The 21319-nt window shown below is 42.0% G+C and carries 19 protein-coding genes, 1 tRNA gene and 1 pseudogene; 8 read left to right on the forward strand and 13 right to left on the reverse strand.

Annotated features, from left to right (window positions below):
* Positions 1–101 precede the first annotated feature (101 nt).
* A complete protein-coding gene (locus tag AOC35_RS07080; RefSeq protein WP_245898452.1) occupies positions 102–407 on the forward strand; it encodes a non-heme iron oxygenase ferredoxin subunit in 306 nt (101 codons plus the stop codon).
* Between the two features lie 32 nt (positions 408–439).
* Positions 440–1393 (forward strand): Bug family tripartite tricarboxylate transporter substrate binding protein, encoded by a 954-nt coding sequence (locus AOC35_RS07085; RefSeq protein WP_159077508.1) that lies wholly within the window; start codon positions 440–442, stop codon positions 1391–1393.
* An 82-nt stretch (positions 1394–1475) separates the two neighbouring features.
* Here AOC35_RS07085 and AOC35_RS07090 read toward each other — a convergent pair whose 3' ends face one another.
* Positions 1476–1700, reverse strand: coding sequence for a hypothetical protein (locus AOC35_RS07090; protein WP_108646421.1), 225 nt, complete (start codon positions 1698–1700; stop codon positions 1476–1478).
* Positions 1693–1932: a helix-turn-helix domain-containing protein gene (locus AOC35_RS07095; protein WP_108646422.1), complete on the reverse strand. Its 240-nt coding sequence runs from the start codon at positions 1930–1932 to the stop codon at positions 1693–1695. Before AOC35_RS07095 ends, AOC35_RS07090 begins: the two co-directional genes overlap by 8 nt.
* 196 nt (positions 1933–2128) lie before the next feature.
* Here AOC35_RS07095 and AOC35_RS07100 point away from each other — a divergent pair, with 196 nt between their 5' ends.
* From AOC35_RS07100 to AOC35_RS07110, 3 genes are read left to right on the forward strand one after another with little or no spacing between them, the layout of a single operon-like run.
* On the forward strand, positions 2129–3094 hold the full coding sequence (locus AOC35_RS07100) for a D-2-hydroxyacid dehydrogenase (RefSeq protein ID WP_108646423.1): 966 nt from the start codon (positions 2129–2131) through the stop codon (positions 3092–3094).
* 18 nt (positions 3095–3112) lie between these two features.
* Positions 3113–4312 (forward strand): M24 family metallopeptidase, encoded by a 1200-nt coding sequence (locus AOC35_RS07105; protein WP_108646424.1) that lies wholly within the window; start codon positions 3113–3115, stop codon positions 4310–4312.
* Between the two features lie 11 nt (positions 4313–4323).
* Complete coding sequence (locus tag AOC35_RS07110) at positions 4324–5298, forward strand: Bug family tripartite tricarboxylate transporter substrate binding protein (protein WP_108646425.1); 975 nt, start codon at positions 4324–4326, stop codon at positions 5296–5298.
* Between the two features lie 8 nt (positions 5299–5306).
* Here AOC35_RS07110 and AOC35_RS15540 read toward each other — a convergent pair.
* The 10 genes from AOC35_RS15540 to AOC35_RS07155 form a co-directional block, all read right to left on the reverse strand.
* Positions 5307–5403, reverse strand: a tRNA-Sec gene (locus AOC35_RS15540).
* Positions 5404–5411: 8 nt separating this feature from the next.
* Positions 5412–7394: a selenocysteine-specific translation elongation factor gene (selB, locus tag AOC35_RS07115; RefSeq protein ID WP_159077509.1), complete on the reverse strand. Its 1983-nt coding sequence runs from the start codon at positions 7392–7394 to the stop codon at positions 5412–5414.
* A complete protein-coding gene (gene selA / locus AOC35_RS07120; protein WP_108646427.1) occupies positions 7316–8758 on the reverse strand; it encodes an L-seryl-tRNA(Sec) selenium transferase in 1443 nt (480 codons plus the stop codon). Before selA ends, selB begins: the two co-directional genes overlap by 79 nt.
* A gap of 8 nt (positions 8759–8766) precedes the next feature.
* Entirely contained in the window at positions 8767–9510 is a 744-nt protein-coding gene (locus tag AOC35_RS07125) for a GntR family transcriptional regulator (RefSeq protein ID WP_108646428.1), read from the reverse strand.
* Positions 9510–11000, reverse strand: coding sequence for an FAD-dependent tricarballylate dehydrogenase TcuA (gene tcuA / locus AOC35_RS07130; protein ID WP_108646429.1), 1491 nt, complete (start codon positions 10998–11000; stop codon positions 9510–9512). The genes AOC35_RS07125 and tcuA overlap by 1 nt, the downstream gene beginning before the upstream one ends.
* 14 nt (positions 11001–11014) lie before the next feature.
* On the reverse strand, positions 11015–12379 hold the full coding sequence (locus AOC35_RS07135; protein ID WP_108646430.1) for an MmgE/PrpD family protein: 1365 nt from the start codon (positions 12377–12379) through the stop codon (positions 11015–11017).
* A 22-nt stretch (positions 12380–12401) separates the two neighbouring features.
* A complete protein-coding gene (locus AOC35_RS07140; RefSeq protein WP_108646431.1) occupies positions 12402–13391 on the reverse strand; it encodes a Bug family tripartite tricarboxylate transporter substrate binding protein in 990 nt (329 codons plus the stop codon).
* Between the two features lie 4 nt (positions 13392–13395).
* The gene (locus AOC35_RS07145) at positions 13396–14766 is read right to left on the reverse strand and encodes an MmgE/PrpD family protein (protein ID WP_108646432.1); all 1371 of its coding nucleotides are present in this window, start codon (positions 14764–14766) and stop codon (positions 13396–13398) included.
* 12 nt (positions 14767–14778) lie between these two features.
* The gene (locus tag AOC35_RS07150; protein ID WP_108646433.1) at positions 14779–16176 is read right to left on the reverse strand and encodes an MmgE/PrpD family protein; all 1398 of its coding nucleotides are present in this window, start codon (positions 16174–16176) and stop codon (positions 14779–14781) included.
* A gap of 89 nt (positions 16177–16265) precedes the next feature.
* The gene (locus AOC35_RS07155) at positions 16266–17174 is read right to left on the reverse strand and encodes an NAD(P)/FAD-dependent oxidoreductase (RefSeq protein WP_108646434.1); all 909 of its coding nucleotides are present in this window, start codon (positions 17172–17174) and stop codon (positions 16266–16268) included.
* A gap of 165 nt (positions 17175–17339) precedes the next feature.
* Here AOC35_RS07155 and AOC35_RS07160 point away from each other — a divergent pair, with 165 nt between their 5' ends.
* From AOC35_RS07160 to AOC35_RS07175, 3 genes are read left to right on the forward strand one after another with little or no spacing between them, the layout of a single operon-like run.
* A complete protein-coding gene (locus AOC35_RS07160; RefSeq protein WP_159077511.1) occupies positions 17340–18320 on the forward strand; it encodes a tripartite tricarboxylate transporter substrate binding protein in 981 nt (326 codons plus the stop codon).
* Positions 18321–18338: 18 nt separating this feature from the next.
* On the forward strand, positions 18339–18905 hold the full coding sequence (locus tag AOC35_RS15815; RefSeq protein ID WP_281259261.1) for a UGSC family (seleno)protein: 567 nt from the start codon (positions 18339–18341) through the stop codon (positions 18903–18905).
* A complete protein-coding gene (locus AOC35_RS07175; protein WP_108646438.1) occupies positions 18877–19923 on the forward strand; it encodes a hypothetical protein in 1047 nt (348 codons plus the stop codon). Before AOC35_RS15815 ends, AOC35_RS07175 begins: the two co-directional genes overlap by 29 nt.
* Here the strand turns inward: AOC35_RS07175 and AOC35_RS07180 are convergent.
* Positions 19924–21315: pseudogene (locus AOC35_RS07180) on the reverse strand (hypothetical protein); the annotation flags it as partial.
* Between the last annotated feature and the right edge of the window lie 4 nt (positions 21316–21319).

A 21319-nucleotide genomic window follows, 5' to 3' on the forward strand; every position in this document is an offset into this window, starting at 1 on the left:
GGATGCATATTTACCCCAATATTTATAACCATTATCTTAAACTATAATTTTTAGATACTTTTGTTGCTTTGTTTATTTTTTAATATTGAAGTGAGATGCATTTGAATAAAATTGAATTATGTAATATTTCAGACGTAGAAATAGGCCATTCCCTCAAAGTGGAAAAGAATGGACTCGTGCTTGCTGTGTTTAATGTAGAGGGTGAATTTTTTGTAACAGACGATTTATGTACTCACGGCCCTGGGTCTTTATCAGAGAGTTATATTTTGGATGATATTGTGGAGTGTAACTTTCATAATGGCTCCTTCAATATTAAAACCGGAGAAGTGGTTTCTGCCCCCTGTACTGATCGACTCAAGACGTATCCGGTAACGATTGAGAATAACTCAGTTTGCATCACGGCCTAAGCTTAAGCCTGAACTTGACTTTGAGAATCCATTTGAAAAATTTATTACTTATATGCCTTTTCTTTACTCAGTCGATCTTTGCACAGAGTCCAAATGCTTGGCCAAATAAGCCTGTAAAAATCATCGTACCGTATGGAGCAGCCGGTAGCTCTGATACTTTAGCGAGAATTATTGCTAACCAACTATCAAAATCACTCAATCAAACTTTTATCGTTGAAAATAAACCCGGCGCTGGTGGGACGATTGGATCGGAGTTTGTGGCAAAATCTGCACCGGATGGTTATACACTGGTGATCTCCGGAATTGGTTCGCATATTATTGCGCCATTTCAATATGCGAATAAATACGACCCTATAAAGGACTTTACACATATTGCCTTTTTAGGCGGTCCTCCTTTGGCAATGGTGGTCAATCCAAACCTACCTATTACGGATCTAAAAAGTTTTGTGAGCTACGCGAAAACTCAACCTAATGGCATGGTATATGGCTCTCCGGGAATTGGCACTCACGGTAATATCATTGGTCAATACTTTGCAGAAATTAATAATATCTCGCTAGTTCATGTGGGTTACAAGGGCGGTGGTACTGTCGTCAATGACATTGCGGGAGGTCAATTACCAGCAGGAATCATGACACTAACCTCTGCAAAAACTCTCGTCATGGGAAACAAGCTTCGCTTAATCGCAGTTACCTCGTCAAAAAGAATGGCTAACTTCCCCAAGATACCGACTTTTGAAGAACTAGGTTATCCGAAACTGACTTCTACCACTTGGTTTAGCGTCTCAGGACCAGCAGGAATGCCAAGTAGTATTGTAGAAAAATTAAATACAGCGATTAATCAATCCATGCAAACACCCGCCGCCAAAGAAAAATTGGAGTTTGAAGATATGGAATTTACTCCTATGACAACCGCAGAATTTAATAAATTTTTTCAGAATGAAATAACGACTTGGGGTCCTATCGCACTCAATGTATTACCTAAATAGCTTGCAATTACAAGTTGAAGAAATCAACGATCTCTTTAAAGAGGCGAAAATTACCTAATTTCTGAAAAAGTTCTAATTAGTCTTAGGCAGATGTCTTCAGCTTCACGCTGAAATCAGCAATACCCATCTTGAATAAAAGTTTGGCGGCAGCGTCCAAGGTTTTAAACTCTCGGGTTTCCCCTTTGGATGTTTCTAAGACACGACCATCAGCAATTACCATATATCCTTGTGACATTACGCCATAATGAATGGATACACGCTTTAAAGCCTGCGCGCTGATCAATAGCTTCATATCGTGCTCAGTCATTGATTTGCTCCATATGCTCAAATAAATCTCCCTGAGGGACTTTGACAAGCAAATCACTTACCTCCACACGCAGGTAATCACATAACTTGGAAAGTACTTCTCGATCGAAACTATTGACTTTGTCAAAGTAATAGCGATCAATAGTTGCTCTCGCAATACCCGTTGCACGACATACGTCAGCTACTTTGATGCGTTTGGCACCGAGAATGGTTGAAAGGCGGCATATTATCATTGATTTGAATCATAAATTAATCGATATCGATTAATTTATACCTTTTTTAGAGGAATTGCAACCATTTTCAAAAATAGATAAATTAGATGTGGGATATTTAAAATGTTATGCTTTCACTAATAAAAATGATTCAATAAAAGAGACCTAGCACAACACCGCTTTTCCACAACATACAGCACTCGCTTAAATACCTTTCATGTCCACGAAACTTCAGTTTTTACTCACCTTCCCCGAAAAAATTCGGCATCAATATCTTTCTGGCATTCAAGAAGCCTTTCCGAATTTAGAAATTCAGATGGCTGATCATTACTCGAAAATCACTCCATTTATCGAGGAAGCAGAAGTCCTGCTTACTTTTGGACCCATGATGTCGGAAGAAGTTTTACAAAATGCCAAGCGTCTGAGATGGGTTCAAGCCTTAGGATCTGGCGTAGACGGTATTTTGGATCGTCCTTCCTTAAGAAGTGACGTCCTGATCACCAATATGTATGGTATCCACGGTGTTCCTGTATCGGAAGCTGCTTTAATGTCGATGTTAGCTCTTGCCAGAAATGTATCTTGGAGTATCAAAAATCAAATTGAGAAAAAATGGAACCGCAGCATTGCCCCAAGTGTTCTGCATGGAAAGACCGTAGTGATTTTAGGAGTAGGCATTATCGCTTGTGCACTAGCACCGAAATGTCAGGCACTCGGCATGAATGTCATTGGGGTTAGCTCCGCTGTCAGAACCGTTGAGGGGTTTAACCAGATTCTGCCTAAAGAGCAATTACATCAGGCTGTCCAAGCGGCAGACTATTTGGTATTACTCACTCCCTACTCAGCCCAAACACACCACCTCGTCAACCAAGAGGTGCTTACAAACATGAAAAAAAGTGCCTTTTTAATTAATTTAGCTAGGGGTGGTGTCGTGGATGAAGCAGCACTGTTCAACAGCCTACAAAACAAGCATATTGCTGGAGCAGCGCTTGATGTTTTTCAAGAAGAGCCACTCCCCTCAGAACATCCCTTTTGGTCAATGGACAATGTATTCGTGACACCTCATCTAGGTGGTTTTTACGATGAGTACGTAGATCACGCCCTCCCTATTTTGATTCATAACATTCAACAATATTTGAAGAATGATTTTTCAGCCATGAAAAACATTGTTCGCCTGCCCCAATAAACGCATAGGAATCCCAACATGGTTAACGTAACAGATCGAATCAATACCCCCATCTCTACCCAAGAGCTCGAACGCAGATGGGCTGCTGTTCGTGCCGAAATGGCAAAGCAAAAAATTGATGTGCTGGTGATGCAAGCTAACAATGACTTTATGGGGGGATATGTGAAGTATTTCACCGATATCCCGGCAACGAATGGCTATGTCGCGACTGTCATTTTTCCCTTACACGAAAGGATGACAGTGATTGGTCAAGGTCCTTTTAATAATGTTAGAACCTTTGCTGAAGATGGCGATCTATTACGACGTGGCGTAGGTCAATTTATGACAGTTCCTAGTTATGCCTCAGCACACTTTAGTGCTAGTTATGACGGTCAACTTGCCGAAAAAGCCCTAGCCCCTTATGTGGGTGGCAAAATTGGTTTACTGGGCACCGGAGCCATTTCTTATGCCTTAGTTAATACTTTACAAAAAGGTACACACTCAAAATCAGAGTTTATCGATGCTTCCGAACTAGTCGATCAAATTAAAGCAATCAAAAGTCCAGAAGAAATTGGTCTGATCAGAAAAACCGCAGCGATGCAAGACGCCGCGATGCAAGCCGTCTTTGCCTCAATTAAACCAGGGATGCGTGATTTAGAACTAGCTTCTATCGCCGAACATGTAGGTCATCGCTTTGGCAGTGAACAAGGTCTCTTTTTATGTGCTTCCGGCCCAGTCGGTAGCGTGCCAGTGTTTGGTAATCGACATTTACAAAATCGCGTTATTCAGGAAGGCGATCAATTTACGATCTTAATTGAAAACAGTGGAGCGGGTGGTTTTTATACTGAACTTGGTAGAACTTGCATATTAGGTGAAGCATCGACTGCTATGAAAGAAGAGTATGAGTTTGTGATTGAGGCACAAGACTTTACACTTAGCTTATTGAGGCCAGGTGCAAACTCCAAAGAGATTTGGGAAACTTATAATCAGTTTATGAAAGATCATGGACGCCCTCCCGAGTCTAGACTGCACTGCCATGGACAAGGTTACGACATGGTAGAAAGACCACTCGTTCGGTTTGATGAAACCATGTCGATTGCAGCCAATATGGTGATCGCAGCCCATCCCACTTATGTAACTGATCAAACTTATAGTTGGAGTTGTGACACCTTCCTAATTGGGGAAACAGAAAATCAACGCCTCCATCAATTTCCAAGACAACTGATAGAACTCATTTAAAGAGGATAACTATGAAACCGAATAAGGCCATTCACTTAAAAGTCATTTGTTTTTTTATTTGTCTGTTTAGTCAGCATGCCTTTGCACAGAACTATCCGAATAAACCAATTCATATTTATGTTGGACAAAGTGCAGGCGGTGGGATGGATACCTTGGCACGCATGATTGGGCAAAAAATGTCCAATGATCTTGGCCAACCAGTCATTATTGAAAATAAAGTGGGTGCGTCAGGCATGATCGCCACAGAATTTGTCGCAAAAAGTCCAGCGGATGGATATCACATCATCATGGCTCCAATTGGCAATATGGTATTTAATCCCATCCTTGTGCCGAAAATTCGTTACTCACCAACGAAAGACTTTACGCCTATTTCTCTCGTCTCGACTTTTCCCCTCGTCTTAGCCGTCAACGCAAAACAGCCCTTCAAAAATGTAAGCGATTTAGTCAATTATGCTAAATCTAATCCGAAGGCATCCAACTACGGTGGCTCAGGTCCAGCCTTTCAATTTGCTACCGAACTTTTCAAATTAAGTACCGATATTCCTGGGGAATTTATTCAATATAAAAGTACCAGCGAAACGGTCGTCGCCGTTGCCAGTGGTGATTTATTATTTTCTCTAGTAGATACTGGACCCGTGATACCTAGCTTAACTTCAGGCAGAGTCAAAGCACTAGCGGTTACTTCGCCAAAAAGATTGTCTAGCCTGCCGCAATTGCCCACAATGCGTGAACTCGGCTATCCCCAGGTAGAGTTTAACTATTGGGCAGGTCTATTTGCGCCTGCTGGAACGCCCATGAATATCATTAAAATTCTAGAAAAAGAAATCAATCAAGTAGTTGCTATGCCCGAAATTATTAAACAGATGGAAAGTATTCAAGTTACCCCTACCGGCTCAACTTCTGAGGAATTATCTAAATTATTAAATGATGATTTATTACTTTGGAAAAACGTGGCTGACAAAGCGCGAATTAAACTTCCGGATTAAACCATTATTGGCGGAAAAGTATGGGAGTCGAACCCACCAAGGACTGTTCTACAGCCCTTCCCAGATTTGAAGTCTGGACGTCCCACCCGGGATCGACACTTTTCCATTTGGCATTACAAAAATACCTTAGAATTTTTAATAATTCTAAAATCCTGCACTTCACCAGTCTTGGGATCTTTCTTAACAATCCGTAAAGTAAATCCTATCTTATCAAATGCTTCAATAATGAAAACGGCTCGGTTACGACCAATCTGCAAACGATTTCTAAACTCTACTACAGTAATTTGTTGATGCGAAGCAAATAGATCTTGGAGAATCAAAGCCATTTCTTTCATGGTGCTAAACAAATAATAGATATCACTACCCACCCAGACCAAGAGTTGCTGTTGAGTGGCTTTTTTAAATACATTCATAAGAACCACTTCCGGAATCTTTAAATCCTTAGCAATATCTCGCATTAGTGGTGGATTAAAATTTTCATTTCGTAATTTTAAAACTGCTTTATCCCAAACAATTTTCTCTGATTCAGAAAAAGTGATTCCTTGAAGACTCAAAGTATATTTTGAGCCCATCATAAATATTTTTTTTAACTGAATGAATTCATCCAATAAAACTCTAAATACCTTTAGATCCATTCTAGGTTTAAAAAGTGACCTAAGTTGATCAATCCCGACTATCCTTTCATCCACTTGAAGATATTCAACAATTGATTTTTCGATTTGTTTCAACCAAATTTCATCTATGTAAAAAGTCTGTTGGCTTGATACGATCTCGTATGCATTCATACCCTGTGCTGCTTCTTTTAATATCAGAGGTAATTGATTCATCGACATCGCCCAATGATCAAGTGACACAGGTGTCTTAGATGACTTGATAATAGCTTGCAATACTGCTTGTGGATGGTCCGCAAGTAACAAGTTTAAAAACTGAAGTCGCTCTAAGGTCTTTCTCGAACGTTGCGGCGGAGAAATATCCAATACTCGGCCTCCAGCCAAGGAATATCTAGCACTCATGTCTCGCAAAATAAAACGATCATTCCAACACATTGAAAGAGGTTTTTGCAGAACCAATTGTGCAAGCGCTGATTCACCGGCAACCAGTTCTTTTTTATCTAATAAGATTAATCTTGCGCTCGTATGATCGGTACCATGATGTAACAGTAAAATTTCACCATCTCTAATTTTTTGCTTAGCATCAATTGGCATTTCAATCATGGCATCAAAGCGCTCTACTTCCTGATTTAATTCTTTAGCAACCAACCAGTCACCACGGTGCACTTTATCTAAATCAACCCCATTCAGTACGATACCGCAACGACTACCAAAAGTAGCTTGATCCACACTTTTACTTTGAGCGTGAATTGATCTTACCTTGACTGAGATTCCCTGTGGCATCAATACAAGTTGATCACCCACCTTAATTTCTCCTGCTTGAACTGCACCAGTCACCGTGACGCCCATTCCTTTAGAAATAAAGACGCGATCAATCGCTAACCGAAAATAAGATTGCGCGTTTTGAGTTGCTAAAGTCAAATGCAATAAATGGTCTTTTAAATTTGCCACACCCGCTTGAGTAGCATTAGACACTCTAAAAATCTGTACATCCCGGTATCTGGTTTGCGAAAGTAAATTTTCTATCTCAAGTTGAACCGTATCAATTTGTTGCTGATCAACCATATCAATTTTAGTAATCGCTACACAAAGATCGCTAACACCCAATAGCTCTAAAATTCGTAAATGCTCAATAGTTTGCGGCATGATGCCATCATCTGCGGCGATCACTAATAAGCCGTAATCCATGCCAACGGCACCAGCAACCATGGTATGGACGAATTTTTCGTGACCTGGTACATCAACAAAACCTAGCATCGACTCATTTTGACCTTGAGTATAGGCAAAGCCTAAATCAATCGTGATACCTCGTTTCTTTTCTTCTGGAAGTCTATCTGTATCAACTCCCGTTAGTAATTTCACGAGTGAAGTTTTACCATGGTCAATATGACCTGCAGTACCAATGATCATGAATTCGGATAAAGTTCTTGAAAAACTTTCTGGATTGTCTGGTTGAGAATCTCTTCTTGATTCTCTCGTAAACAACGTAAATCAAGAATCAATTGTTGCTCTTTGATACGCCCAATCACTGGAATTGCGGCTTTACGTAATAATTTTTCAAATCGCAAAATCATTTTTTCAGCACTTTTACTTTTCCCAGAGATCACGACCGCAGAGGATGGTAAAAGATCAATAGGTAAGGAACCAGAGCCGATTTGAGACATTACATCTTGTGAGCTAATAGTTAAATTAGTACCTTCAAAATACGGATTCAAATGACTGACAATCCGGGCTGTTTGTAGAGAGATATTTTCTCTCGTTCGCGTTAATTGTCCTAAAACAGTTAATTTTTCTGGCAAGCGAACTGGATTGCGATACAAGTGAAGTACCGCCTCTAAGGCAGCCAAAGTTAATTTACTGACACGCAGCATCCGCTTGAGAGGATTTTTTTTAATTTTAGCGATCAGCTCTTTACTACCAACAATCATTCCACATTGAGGCCCACCCAATAATTTATCTCCACTAAAAGTAACGAGATGAGCACCACTTTTTAAAGCTTCCATTGGTGTAGGTTCCTTGGGTAAACCAAAGAGAGACATATCGACTAAATTGCCTGATCCCAAATCTACGACATAGGCAATTTGGTGATCGTTTGCAATTTGCGCTAAGACATCATCTTCCACATGCGCTGTAAAACCCTGCACCGCATAATTACTAGTGTGCACTTTCATGATCATGGCAGTCTTGGGGGTAATCGCCTCCATAAAATCTTTGGCATGGGTGCGATTGGTCGTTCCTACTTCCACTAGTTTTACTCCAGCACGCTTCATAATATCGGGAATCCGAAAGGATCCACCAATCTCAATCAGCTCACCTCTTGAAATAATAGTTTCTTTTTTTTCAGATAAGGCATGAAGTAGAAGAAATACAGCAGCGGCATTATTATTGACGACCGTCGCAGCTTCTGCTCCAGTGAGCTCACACAAGAGTTCTTCGATCAATTGATCTCGATCTCCCCGTTTTCCTTCGCCCAGATCGTACTCTAATATACAAGCTTCAGAGGCTGCTAAAGTTAAGGCATCAACCGCTTCCTTAGGGAGTACGGCTCTGCCTAAATTAGTGTGTAAAACGGTGCCTGTCAAATTCAAGACTGCTTTTACTTTTTTTTCAGCACGCTGTGTTAATTTTTGCTCGATACATCGCAAGTAATCCTCATCTACATAGGACCTGGTTGAAGCTTCACTCAACAAAGTTTGTCGAACTTCCTGCAATACCAGTCGAACTACTTTAGTTAACTCGGGCAAGCCGTAAGTACTTTGAAACCTTTGCGCAGACTGTTGAATTAAATAGTCTACCGAGGGCAACTTTGCCATCGGGTTTTCAGATTGTTGATTCGTTGCGCTCTTCATGGCTTCAATTAATCGTGAGAATCCTCAAACATCCGTTTTATTCTAAAAGCATACGCATTTTGAATATGCTTTTTAGCCGATTCTTCTGCTAAGTTTGCATCTCTTGATTCTAAGGCTTTCACGATTTTTTCATGATCGTGTAAGTTGTCTTGCACACGTTTTTGATCCATTAAACTCGACTCGCCTAATAGTCCTAAAGCATCATGAATCGGCTCTAACATCCTGAGTAAAAATCGGTTATGGGCACATAAGGAAAGCGCTTCATGAAACTGACGATTTTTTTCCGTAATTAAATGCGCGGGCTTACCTGAATGAATTAAATCAGAGTATTGGTCATGTAAGTACCTGATCCAAGAAATTTCAGTGTCCTGCGCATTACGAGTTGCTAACTTCGCGGCAGTTCCCTCGAGCACTTCACGCATCACAAAAAGCTCGGTGACGATGACATGATCAAACTCAACAATCATAAAACCACGTTGACCATTCTCAGCAGCTAACCCCTCTACCTGAAGTCTTGCTAAGGCTTCTCGGACTGGAGTTCTAGAAAAGCCCAACATCTCCGCCAGTTCATTTTCTCGTAATCGATCACCACTTCGAAAACGTCGTTGACGTATTGCTTTGCGAATCGCTTGATAAGCTTGCTCACTCAGTGAGGTTGAATCTTCTTTAGTCGATCTCTTTTTAATGGATTTTTTTACATCAACCCCCTTGGGTTGATGTTCTGATGCTGTAGGAGATTTGATAGATGCCATTAATTTTCTAAGGCTGCCTTACCTGCAGAGGTACCAGCAATCCGGCCAAAGATCGATCCTGAAACTAATCCAGTACCGCTTGGATAATTAAAGTAGAAAATACCGCCAACCATTTCACCAGCGCAATATAAACCTTCAATCGGTTTAAGGTGTACGTTCAACACCTGACCAGAATCAGCAACTGTTCTTAATCCTCCAAAAGTAAAGGTAATACCGCAGGTTGTCTGATACGCCTCAAAAGGACCGGTGTCTAGTGCTTGTGCCCAGTTGGTCTTCGGTGGATAGATATTTTCTGTACCTTTACCATCAAGAATAGTATGGTTAAACTTTACATCGTGATTCACATTTGCGTTATAAGCATTGACGGTATTTAAAAATTCTTTAGCGTTTACACCCTCTAATTTTTCAGAAAGCTCCTCTAAAGTATTCCCAGTAACCTTCGTCACAAACTTAATGCGATATTCATTACGCAGAATATCTTTAACTTTAGAGTCAAAAACTTGCCATGCAAACTGACCAGTTTGTTTCAACACTTCCCCACCGTATTTGGCATAGGTAAATGAGTGGAAGTCGGCGCCTTCATCCACAAAGCGACGTCCCTCTGCATTAATGAGTAAACCAAAGATATAACTATGCTTTTGAAATTTATCACCCACGTTCACATCGCCATACTCCGGAGCATTGCGATCCCATCCAGTTGCATGACAACCCGACCAATTACCATAGGGAGCAGCGCCAATATCTAAAGCCATTTTTAAACCATCTCCTTGGTTAAAGCGCGTACCCCTTACCTTCGCAAGCTCCCAACCTGGGCCTAAATATCGAGTTCTCATTTCAGGGTTCGCCTCAAAGCCACCACAAGCTAGGATCACAGACTTGGCATGATATTCAACTAATTGATCGCCTGATTGAGCTCTCACTCCTGAAACTTTAATGCCATCAAAAATTAGTGAATTTACGCGCGTATCGTATACCACCTCAATTTGTTCTTGTTGGGCAGTCTTATCTAAAAAATCAACTAAGCCAGCACCACCACCCGATACCTCAATTGGCAGACGGCCAAAAAACTTTCTCTTACCATCAACTAATGCTGATTGGCGGCCAAAATTAGGAACAAAACGAACCCCTTTACTGCGCAGCCAAATCATGGTTTCAAGACTTTGACGAACTAAAATTTCGGATAACTCGGGATCCGTGCGGAACTGCGTTAAGCGAAACAAGTCATCAAAATACTCGTCCGTTGTGTTCGTACCAAAATCAGTTTCGGCGATTTCTTTTTCAGTAATATCGGTGACTTTTAATAAGTCTTCTACCGTCTCGTAGGCAAAGCGCATGACACCACCGGCAAAACGACTATTACCACCATGTTCATCACGACTCGCTGCTTCAATCATCAAGACCTTAGCACCAGTATCTCTAGCAGATAAGGCGCTGCATAAGGCTGCATTACCCTTACCAACAACAATTACATCATACGTATTTTCGCTCATTCTATTTTTCCTATTTAATTAATTTTTAGTAATAAAGTTAAATCTCTGATATCTTCAAGTGATTCAAATTCGGTGATGAATTCATAAGCATGGGTAATCGCATCCTGAGCAAGTACCCGTCTTGCACACAATTCAAACTTTGCTTGGAGGCGATTTTTTGGTAGCGGGTTATCAGAAGTTCTGCCAAGAGGTTCTTGGACTTTTGCTTCAAAGACTCTACCGTCTTTAAGTTGTATACGCACTTCACCACCAAAATGATTGTCCGGTGAAAACTGCTTATCACCATAGGGAGCAGCTTGTATCTTTTGCATTAGACTCAGAATCTTTGGATCAGAATACTGCGACTCTTCAAAATGTTCGATGGCAACACAGCCATCAGCTAAGGCTCTTGCAACTACATATTGAACACTAAATTTGGCATCTAACTCACTTTTAGGTAAGGGTCGATTCGTATGCTTCAAACGACGTTCATGAATCCAAATATTTACTAGTTCAATCTCATCAACATTAATTTGCTGAGATTGAAAGAGCTCAATCGCGCAGTCAATTGCCGGGTGCGTACTGCCACAACAAGGGTATTGTTTAATTGCAATGCCAGGTTTGACAATATCAAATGGCGCTCCCCAGGCTTGTAAGCCTTTATCTATATCGTAGTTACCAGCACCGTTATACACCTCAAGAAATCCTTGAGGATGTTCAAATACATCGACCACATTCGCAGTAAAACCCTGCTTTGCTAACTTCGCTGCTAACAAGCCTTCTCTCGCACAACGACCAATATGCATAGGCTTCGTCATACTACCGAAATTCGCTTTCAAACCTGAAGCACCAGAGGCAGCAATCGCTAACGCAACCTTTGTTTGTTCATGGGTAAGTTTTAGTAATTTAGAACAAGCGGCAGCAGAACCAAAAACCCCTAGGGTGGTAGTAGGATGCCAGCCTTTCGAGTAGTGATGAAAATTGACCATCATCGCTAATTTTGTTTCTACCTCAAAACCGGCTACATACGCAGTAATAAAATCTTTACCACTGACTTTGATTTCATCAGCTAGGGCAAATAATGCTGGCAAAATAGGTACAGAAGGATGACCACCCATCGTGTTATTGCAGTCATCAAAATCCAGAGCGTGCGAAGCCGTACCGTTTATGAAGGCGGCGTCTAGAGCAGAGCAACTCCGCTTGGTACCAAAGACCACTGCAGGCCCTGAAGAGCCCGTTAAAACCTCTGACAGAATAGTCGCGCAAGGTTCATTCGCTCCAGCAAGAGTTACTCCCACCGTATCTAAAATACCAACCTTGGCCCAGTGCAGTATCTCAGAACTTAGGTCTTTATATTCAAGCTCTGTTACTTTGCTTGCAAAAAAATTTCCAATGGACATCTATCTATCTTCCTCAATACTTTTATATTTGAATTTTTAACGCATTAATCACTGTTCGCCACTTTGCCACTTGAGATTTGATGAACTCTGCAAACTCTTCTTGAGAACTTCCAACGGCAACCGAACCATCGGTTTGGAGACGCTGGGCGATATCCGGACTTTTTAAAATTTGTACGATTTCTTTATTGAGCTTGTTCACAATTGGGCCTGGCACTTTTGCTGATGCCACAATGCCGTACCAACCTTGCACTTCGTAATCTTTAATGCCTGCCTCTTGCATCGTTGGTATATCGGGCAAAGAAGGGGAACGTTGTGGTGTAGTGACGGCTAATGGACGCAAGCGACCAGTATTAATGTGGCCGTGTGATTGCAAGATGGTTGAGAACAACATATCTATTTGCCCACTAATCACATCATTCATAGCGAGAGAGCCACCTTTATAGGGGATGTGGAGCATTTCTGTTTTAGTCGATAAGCTAAATAAGCCGCCAGCCAAGTGACTAAAACCACCAATACCTGAGGAGCCGTAAGTTAAGGCTTTGCCATTTTTCTTAGCATAAGCTAATAACTCGGTCACATTATTGACTGGCAAATTGGGGTTAATGACAAGCACATAAGGTTGTCTTGTCATTTGCGTAATCGGTGCCAAATCCTTAATGAGGTCGTAACTTTGATTTTTGAGCAGAGTGGAATTAACTGCGTGACTAGAAGAAATCATCGTCAAGGTATAACCATCAGGAGGAGCCTGCACCGCCGCCTCAACTGCAATCGTCCCATTAGCACCCGGTTTATTATCCACAATGACAGTTTGACCCCAAGCTTGGGTTAATTGCTGTGCAACCGATCTAGCGGTAATATCTACACCACCCGCTGGGGCAAAGGGGCATAAGATACGAATTGGTTTTTTAGGATAACTATCTGCCAAATTCGACTGTGCAAATAACTGAGGTGCAACGCCGTAAGCACTTGCTATGGCCATCAGCTCTGTAAATTTTCTTCTATCCTGATTCATCTCATTAGCTTTTCTGTAGATAAATTAAATCTGGCAGAAGCGTCAAATCTTGTACCTGATCAATGTGATTGAGGCTCTCCCACCAAAGCTCTTTATTGGCTATATTTCCTTGCCCAGTCAACTGAAAAAATCTATTTTTCAGACCATCACCACTTAGTGGTTTAGACGGTGAACCAGTGAATTCATCTGACCATCTCTCTAAAACTTTACCTGATTGCAAGGTAATCCGCAGGAGGGAAGACCAGGCTGAACTCTTTTTGTTTGGGGTAATAAACGGAGTTAAGGTAATCGCCTGACTCATCTTCGTAATGGAGGCATCGCTTAATATCGATGCATTCATATTTTCTGGTTGATAGGGATCTCGGTACAAAGCCCAGGCTACACAAAACGGTAAACTATATTGCGCCTGCTTAATATCATTAGGTTGTCGAATCACATGGTGACTCAACACTTTATCGGAAACCTCGATGTCAATTTTGCTGACTTCAGAGGCATCAAAGGCCTGTTCCTGCATCAACAAACGCAGTGATTCAATCGACGTATGGGATGTCACATGACAGGGGAATGCTTTTAAACAAATTTTATTTGTTTCCCAGGCAGTTCCTAAATCTTTCGTCAACAGTTCAGGATTCGATTGACCACAATAACTTTCCAAAAATCCAAAATGGCCATCTAAGATATTTTCAGGACCATCTAAACCTTCTTGTGCAAGTCTTGCTGCCACAATCCCAGCTTCAGCAGCCCGACCAAGATGTAAGCGTTTGACATCAGCACCCTGCTGCGCCTTCGTAAACGCTAATAGACCTGAGGACATGGAGCCAGCAATCCCTAAAGCTGCAGTAATTTGCTGCGCATTGAGTTTCATCAAGATTCCAGCAGCGACTGCGCTCCCGTAGGGTCCTGTTAAACCCGGCGCATGAAAACCTTTTTTCTCACTCGTGTGAAGCGATGCAGCACCAATCCGAAACATCACCTCACAAGCAATAATGACGGCATGCAGGAGTTCACTACCTGTTGCCCCAACCTCCTCCGCCACGGCGAAGGCTGGTGCCACAATGGTTGCGCCAGGATGAACGCCTGCGCCTGGTTTGCGCAAGCTATCCTGCTCAAAGGCGTGGGTAAAGGAACCATTAGCAAGTCCTGCAAAAGGAGCTTGCAAGCGCACATTGTTTAAACCAAAAACGCGACTTTTGCCATGACTACCTACTGATGATGCGTATTTTGCAATCGACTGACTCCAAGCAAATTGACTGCCATAAGTAGCCACTCCCACCGTATCAACAATCACGGCCTTCGCCATCTCCTTGACCTCATGCGGAATCGCTGAGAGTTGCTGGTCCATACAAAATTGAGCGAGAGTTTGTGAGGCAGTCATCAGCTCTGCACCTTAACGGATTGCCAACAAAGCAGTGATTGCTTTGGCATCTGCCAATTTTTCAAGGTGAAGTATCTTGTCACAGAGTTCTTCGGCCTGAGACTTCGGTAAAGCCTTGGTAGCCAATAACATAAATTTATTGACGATATCTGCTTCACTCGCAAAGTTATGTTCACTTCCACGACCAGACTCAACGGTAGCATTTAATTTAGCGCCGTCTTTTAATTTCACTTCGACATGCACCTTATGTCTAAACTTAGAGCCTTGCTTGGTGATCGCATCATCATGTTCGACCCGAACTTTTTCAGAAAGCGCCATACGAGTTGGGTCTGCGACCATTGCGTCCGTGAATTCATCAACAAAACACTCTCCTTCTAACAGAAGGGTTGCGACACAATACGGTAAATTAAGCTGTGCAGAAGTTAAGCCCTGTGGAATATATTTCCAACCAACGTGATCCATCGTTACTTGTGAACCACGCACAACAATTTCATCAATATCATTAGGACCAAAAGGACGTTGTTGTTGCATGATACGAATCGCATCTAATGTCGTGTGATTACTACCAACACAAGAATAGAACTTGAGTGCAATCCCCATTGTTTGCCATACCTCACCAAAACCTGCTGTGAGTTGGGCCAAGTCAAATCGGTCCTGCGACCTTGAGAAAGTCGTGCAATAACCACCGTACTCACTCTCTAAAACATTTTCAATACCTGTAAAACCGTTTTTAGCCAGCAGTGCGCCGTAAAGACCGCTTTGAGCTGAACGACCAGCATGCATTCTTTTCACCATGGCACCGTATTGCGCTGCCATGAGACCAGCCGCTTGAGTACCGGCAATGCCTAAGGCGTGAATCGTTTGTTGGGTATCCAGACCTAATGCTCTCGCAGAACCAGCGGCCGAAGAAAAGACGCCAACCGTTGCACCAGAGTGCCAACCCTGAGCAATATGTTCTTGCCCCATACAAATACCAACCCGAGGACCAATTTCATAGCCAGCAACTGCTGCCGTTAAAAAATCTAAGCCACTCATCGATTTTTGTGTTTCTACAATTCCGAGCAAACCCGGTAAGACCACGGCACCAACGTGCAGAACGCCTTGACGATGGACATCATCTAACTCAAAGCCTTGAATTTGCGTACCATTTACCAAGACTGAATGAGGTAATGACAAGTATTTATTGGTTCCCCAAATATTAGCCACTTTCGATTCATCCACACTCGCTAAAGTATTTTGAAGAATTTGGATCCACTCTAATTTTTGCCCATATAAGCTACAGCCAATTGAATCTAGTATTAATAACTTAATTCTTTGTGAAACTTCAGAAGGAATATCTTTTGCTTGCAAGTTACTAACGAATTCTGCAATACCTTTGGTATAGGGGTTCTCTCGTGAATCGTGACTCAATTGTGTCTCCAGTTACTTTAAATAATAATTACATACCATTGTATACAATTGTATGTAATCCTCCGAAAAATATTTTTAACTAATTGTATTTATTGAGAAATTATATTTTTACAAACACGCTTAGCATCTTCTATTGCGTCTAACAAAAGACCATTTCCACCCGCACGTACTGCACCAATAGCCCAGATATTAGGCAGCGTAGAACATAATTTGTCATCAGCAACTACCTGCCCTTGGCTATTCAATTGAATCTCCCTAGGTAAAAATTGGGTATTTGCCTCTAAACCGATGAATGGGAATACTCCCTGACAAGCTAATGTTTTTTGGGATTGATCGAATAAGGATTGGGTCAGAACAGAGTGAACTCCATCTTCACCTAGAATTTCTAAGATAGTAGTTTGATAACACTGTTCAATATTTTGTTTAGCCAAGACTTTAGCTCTTAGAGATGCGCTACCACTCAACTCATTGCCACGAATCAGCATGATTACTTTACTGGCATACTCCGCAAGAATGAGGGCTTCTTGCATCGCAGAGTCCCCACCACCAACAACTACAACCTCACTACCAATAAAAAATGCACCGTCACAATCAGCGCAATGTGAGACGCCACGACCTTCAAAATCTTTTTCTCCAGGAATACCTAATGACTTTAATTTCGCACCGCTAGCAATCACAATATGCTGAGCCTCTACTTGCAGACTGTCACTGATTACTAGATAACTAGAATCTAATTTTTCAATACCCGTCACAAATTCTGCATAGCGCTCTACTTCTAAGTCCATAATCTCCATCAAAAAATTAGATGCAAAATCCGCTCCCGATGTCACTTCACCGAGTGGATGCGGATCGAGTTGATTAATCGTCAGTACTAAACCACCAAAGGTATATCCTTCGAAAACTGCAACTTTTAGACCTTTTTTGGCAAGCTCAAGGGTAACACTTAAGCCCGCTATCCCCTCGCCTATGACCACTACATCAAATTGTTGATTCATCATGAAACCTGTCTCTTATATTTGTTTTAATCTCTAAATTTCACACATCATATAATGTGTACAATTGTATACATTAAAACGAAATCCAATTTCAGTCAATTTGGAGATACACTAGTAGAAACAATTACTAGCTTGACTAAAAAAAAGAAAATAACGAGACGAGTCATTATGAATTTAGATAAAAGATCTTTTACTAAATGGATTTTTGCTGGTGTATGTGCTCCACTACTCAGTCTGAAAACCTTTGCTCAAGAGGTTTACAAACATCGTTTTCCTGTGCATCTCATCGTACCCTACCCACCTGGGGGCGCTGGGGATATTATTGCGCGGCTCTTTGCACCCTCTCTAGGGAATGCGCTCCAGCAACCCATTATTATTGATAATAAAGGTGGTGGCGCACAAATGATTGCAACGGACGCTGCAGCGAAAGCAAAGCCTGACGGCTATACCTTATTCTTTGCAAGTACTACACACGGTATCAATCCAGGCTTCAAAAGGCCATTGCCCTACGATACGATCAAAGATTTTGCCCCGATTACTTTAGTCGGTAGTACACCACTCATTTGGGTTGCACATCCTTCTTTAAAAGTTAAAACCATTCAAGAACTGGTTGCTAAAGCAGCAACCATGCCCATTTATTATGGCTCGGCAGGTCCTGGATCGGGCGGGCATTTAGCGGTCGAACTATTTAAATTTATGGCGGGTATTGATTTGATTCACACCCCTTACAAAGGAACTGGTCCAGCCTTAAACGATTTATTAAGCGGTCAAATTCAGTTGCTTTGTACTAGTCCTATTCCAGTTTTACCTTTTGTAAAAAGTGGTAAATTGCAAGCTCTAGCCATGACGAGTCCTAAGCGCTCCAGCATTGCACCTGAGTTACCAACGGTAGCTGAAAGTGGTTACCCAGAATATCAAGCTTCCTTATGGTACGCATTACTAGTGCAAGCTAAAGTTCCTGTTGGCATGCAACAGGTTATTTTAGAAGCTGCAACCAAAGCCCTGCAGCAACCTGAAACAATCAAAACCTTCAAAGAACAAGGGATTGATATTTTAAATTTATCACCTAGTGCTACCGAACAATTTATTCGTGGTGAAATCGACCGATGGACCAAAACCATCGCCTATGCAAAAATACAAATAGATTAAACAAAGTAAGGAATGCTCATGCCAACCACTATTACATTATTTAATCCTACTGCGATTAAAAAAGACGCTTCTATCGAAGTTGAAAATAAGGCCTATGCACATCAGATTCAAACGGTCGGCTTTATCGATAACTCAAAACCCAACTTCAACTTTTTAGCCGATGAATTAGAGATTTTGTTACTAAGTAGCTTAGGTGTTAAAAAAATCATACGTGAAAGAAAAAATGCCGCTTCTTTACCAGCACCGGCAGAGATGCTTAAGAGGATGATTGAAGAATGTGACCTAGTTATCGCGGGCTCGGGTGACTGAGGGTCCTGTACGTCTTGGAGTCTCCAGGACAGTATAGTAGTAGCAAAGCAAGGTAAATTAGGCATGGCGCTATGCTCGTCGACCTTTATCAAATTAGGACGATCGCAAGCGAAAGCCTTGGGCGTGCCGGCACTGCCGATTTTAGAAGTCCCGCATCCCTTTGGTTTAAAAACTAGAGAAGAAATTAAAGAGATTGCAAAAGACTGTTTGCAACAAATAGAACATTACCTACAATTTGGAACAACGCATGCCAGCCCCCCAATCGCCAAAAATTGATTTGGAAGATGACTTAGAGTTAATTATTGATTACTACAATGCCAATCATTGGGGAGATGGTTTACCAATCATTCCACCAACCCAAGCACGCATAGAAAAGATGCTCGGGCATTTATTACCCATCAAAGATAAGGTTATTACAAATCTGCCCCCCGGATACGGTGATGCAACAATTGAATTAATCGCCGTCAATGCTGTCATGGCTGGCTGTAAACCTAAAGATTTACCGATCATCATTGCAGCAACTGAAGCAATGGCTGATCCCCAATTTAATTTATCCGCCCTGCAACCCACTACGAATCCCGTTGGTATTTGGGTGATTGTGAGCGGCGCCGTTGCGCATGAAGGTCGTTTTAACATGGGGCTCAATTGCCTAGGAGAAGGCAATCCAGGAAATGCAACTGTTGGCCGGGCAATCCGACTCATACTGAGAAATCTAGGCGGTGCTTTGCCTGGAGAAATGGACCGATCAACCCATGGTCAACCTGGCAGATATACTTTTTGTTGCATGGAAGATGCTAACCAAACTCCTTGGGGATCTTTTCATCAAGCACGCGGTTTTAATGAACAACAAACTTCCGTAACAGTGGTGGCAATCGAAGGTACGATGAATATGAATTCACATGCCAAAGATCCTGATGAACTGTTACAGGTGTTTGCAAAAACCATGATTCACCCGCCCAGTAATGAATATACCCATGGTGGTGAACCTTGGCTCATGATTGGACCTGAGCATGCTGAAATCCTAGTGCGCACTGGATACACCAAATTACAAATCCAAGAAAAACTCTGGCACCTCAGTAAGATGCCAGGCTTTGAGATGGCACAACGTGACTTTACCAGAGCGAAGCATTCCCGTAGCGCCGAGTTAGGCGAACTCAATGCGGACTCACTGCTACCGATTTCCAAAAAACCAGAAGAAATTCAACTCTTGGTGTGTGGCGGACCTGGCACACACACCGTATATCTCCCTAGCTTTGGTAACTCAAGAGCGGTATCCCGTCTGGTTGAAAACTAATCAATACTCTTTTCTAGGTGCTGGCCAAGTTGCAGGTAAACTTATTTTTCTACTGGTTGGCGGTCCTTGAATATGATTACCCATATAGGCTCTTGATTGATTGCGACCAGGATCACCAGCGACAATAATTTCGACCATGCTTGGATGAATAATCACATTGAGCAAGCGCTCTGGATCATCTAATAAATGATATTCCTCAGGCAGTATGCCCCCATCTACCAGATTTTTTAAACTAAACGTAGGAGTACTTGTCATCTTCGCGTAGTGCGTTATCTTCTTTGCACTCACTTTAATGTGATCATATAAATACTGCCTTACTTGATCCTTCGTCCACTCTTTAGCAATCACTTTTGCCACACTAGGACTCGACACTATCAACGGATTCCACATACCAGTTTTAAATCCTGTGTGAGCCCAATAGGTGAAGCTACTTCCGACCAAATCTGCCCACTGTTGGACATGATCAATGGCTCGATCACCCGCGCTATAAATCGGTGAAGAAATACTCACCACACTATGAACAGTCACAATATTTTCGCTTGATTCAAAGCCGCGATCCTGCGCATAGGTAGGCCAGCCAAATTCGCGTGCGCTATCTTCATCTTCTGCCATGGCGACTAAAAAGCTTTGTCCGATACTACCTTTATCACCGGCTCCCGGAGGAATCCGGTAACCACAAATATTGCGCAGATACATTCTGACAAAACGCCCAATACTCGTATTAGACTTGCGACCAAAACGCATCATACCTTGGCCAAAATTAAAATCTAACTCCTTAATAATCGGACCACCAATAATGACGACAGGTTCCCAACCAGGGGTTGAACCACAATCTTGAATTCTGAAAACCGGATCGCTCATCGCTTCAATAATCGCAATCAAGATTGGCATATATTCTGGTTTACAACCTGACATGACTCCAGTCACTGCAATCGACTCAATCGAAGCTTCTCGACCCTCTTGGGGCAATACCGCAATCACTTCTTCAGGTAATCGGTCAGTAAAAGACAAGAATGCCTCGACCCGTTGTTTGGTCGGTGGAATAATAGGTAGTCCATCGGTCCACATCTTTTGATAAAAGTAATCTTGAACGTCATCTAAGGTGCCAGAAAAAACAACTTTCTTAATATCCGGTTGTTCATCTTCATTTTCTAAAGTTTGAATCTTACCGATCAAGCCCTCTAATAAACCTGGCGCTAATGACTCTTCTACCTTACGAATTAACTCGGCTTCACTATCCACCATAGGCGCGCCAGGATATACGCCAATCGCTAAGGGCACGCCTAAACCTTTTGAGACCACTTCAGCTTGCTTCAAAAAGCCAGAACCAATAATAGACGCTGTCGGTATGCCTAGTTTCTCAATGAGAGCTGCTGCCCGCAACACGGCGGGAGTG

The organism is Polynucleobacter rarus (assembly GCF_003072505.1).
Classification (GTDB): domain Bacteria; phylum Pseudomonadota; class Gammaproteobacteria; order Burkholderiales; family Burkholderiaceae; genus Polynucleobacter; species Polynucleobacter rarus.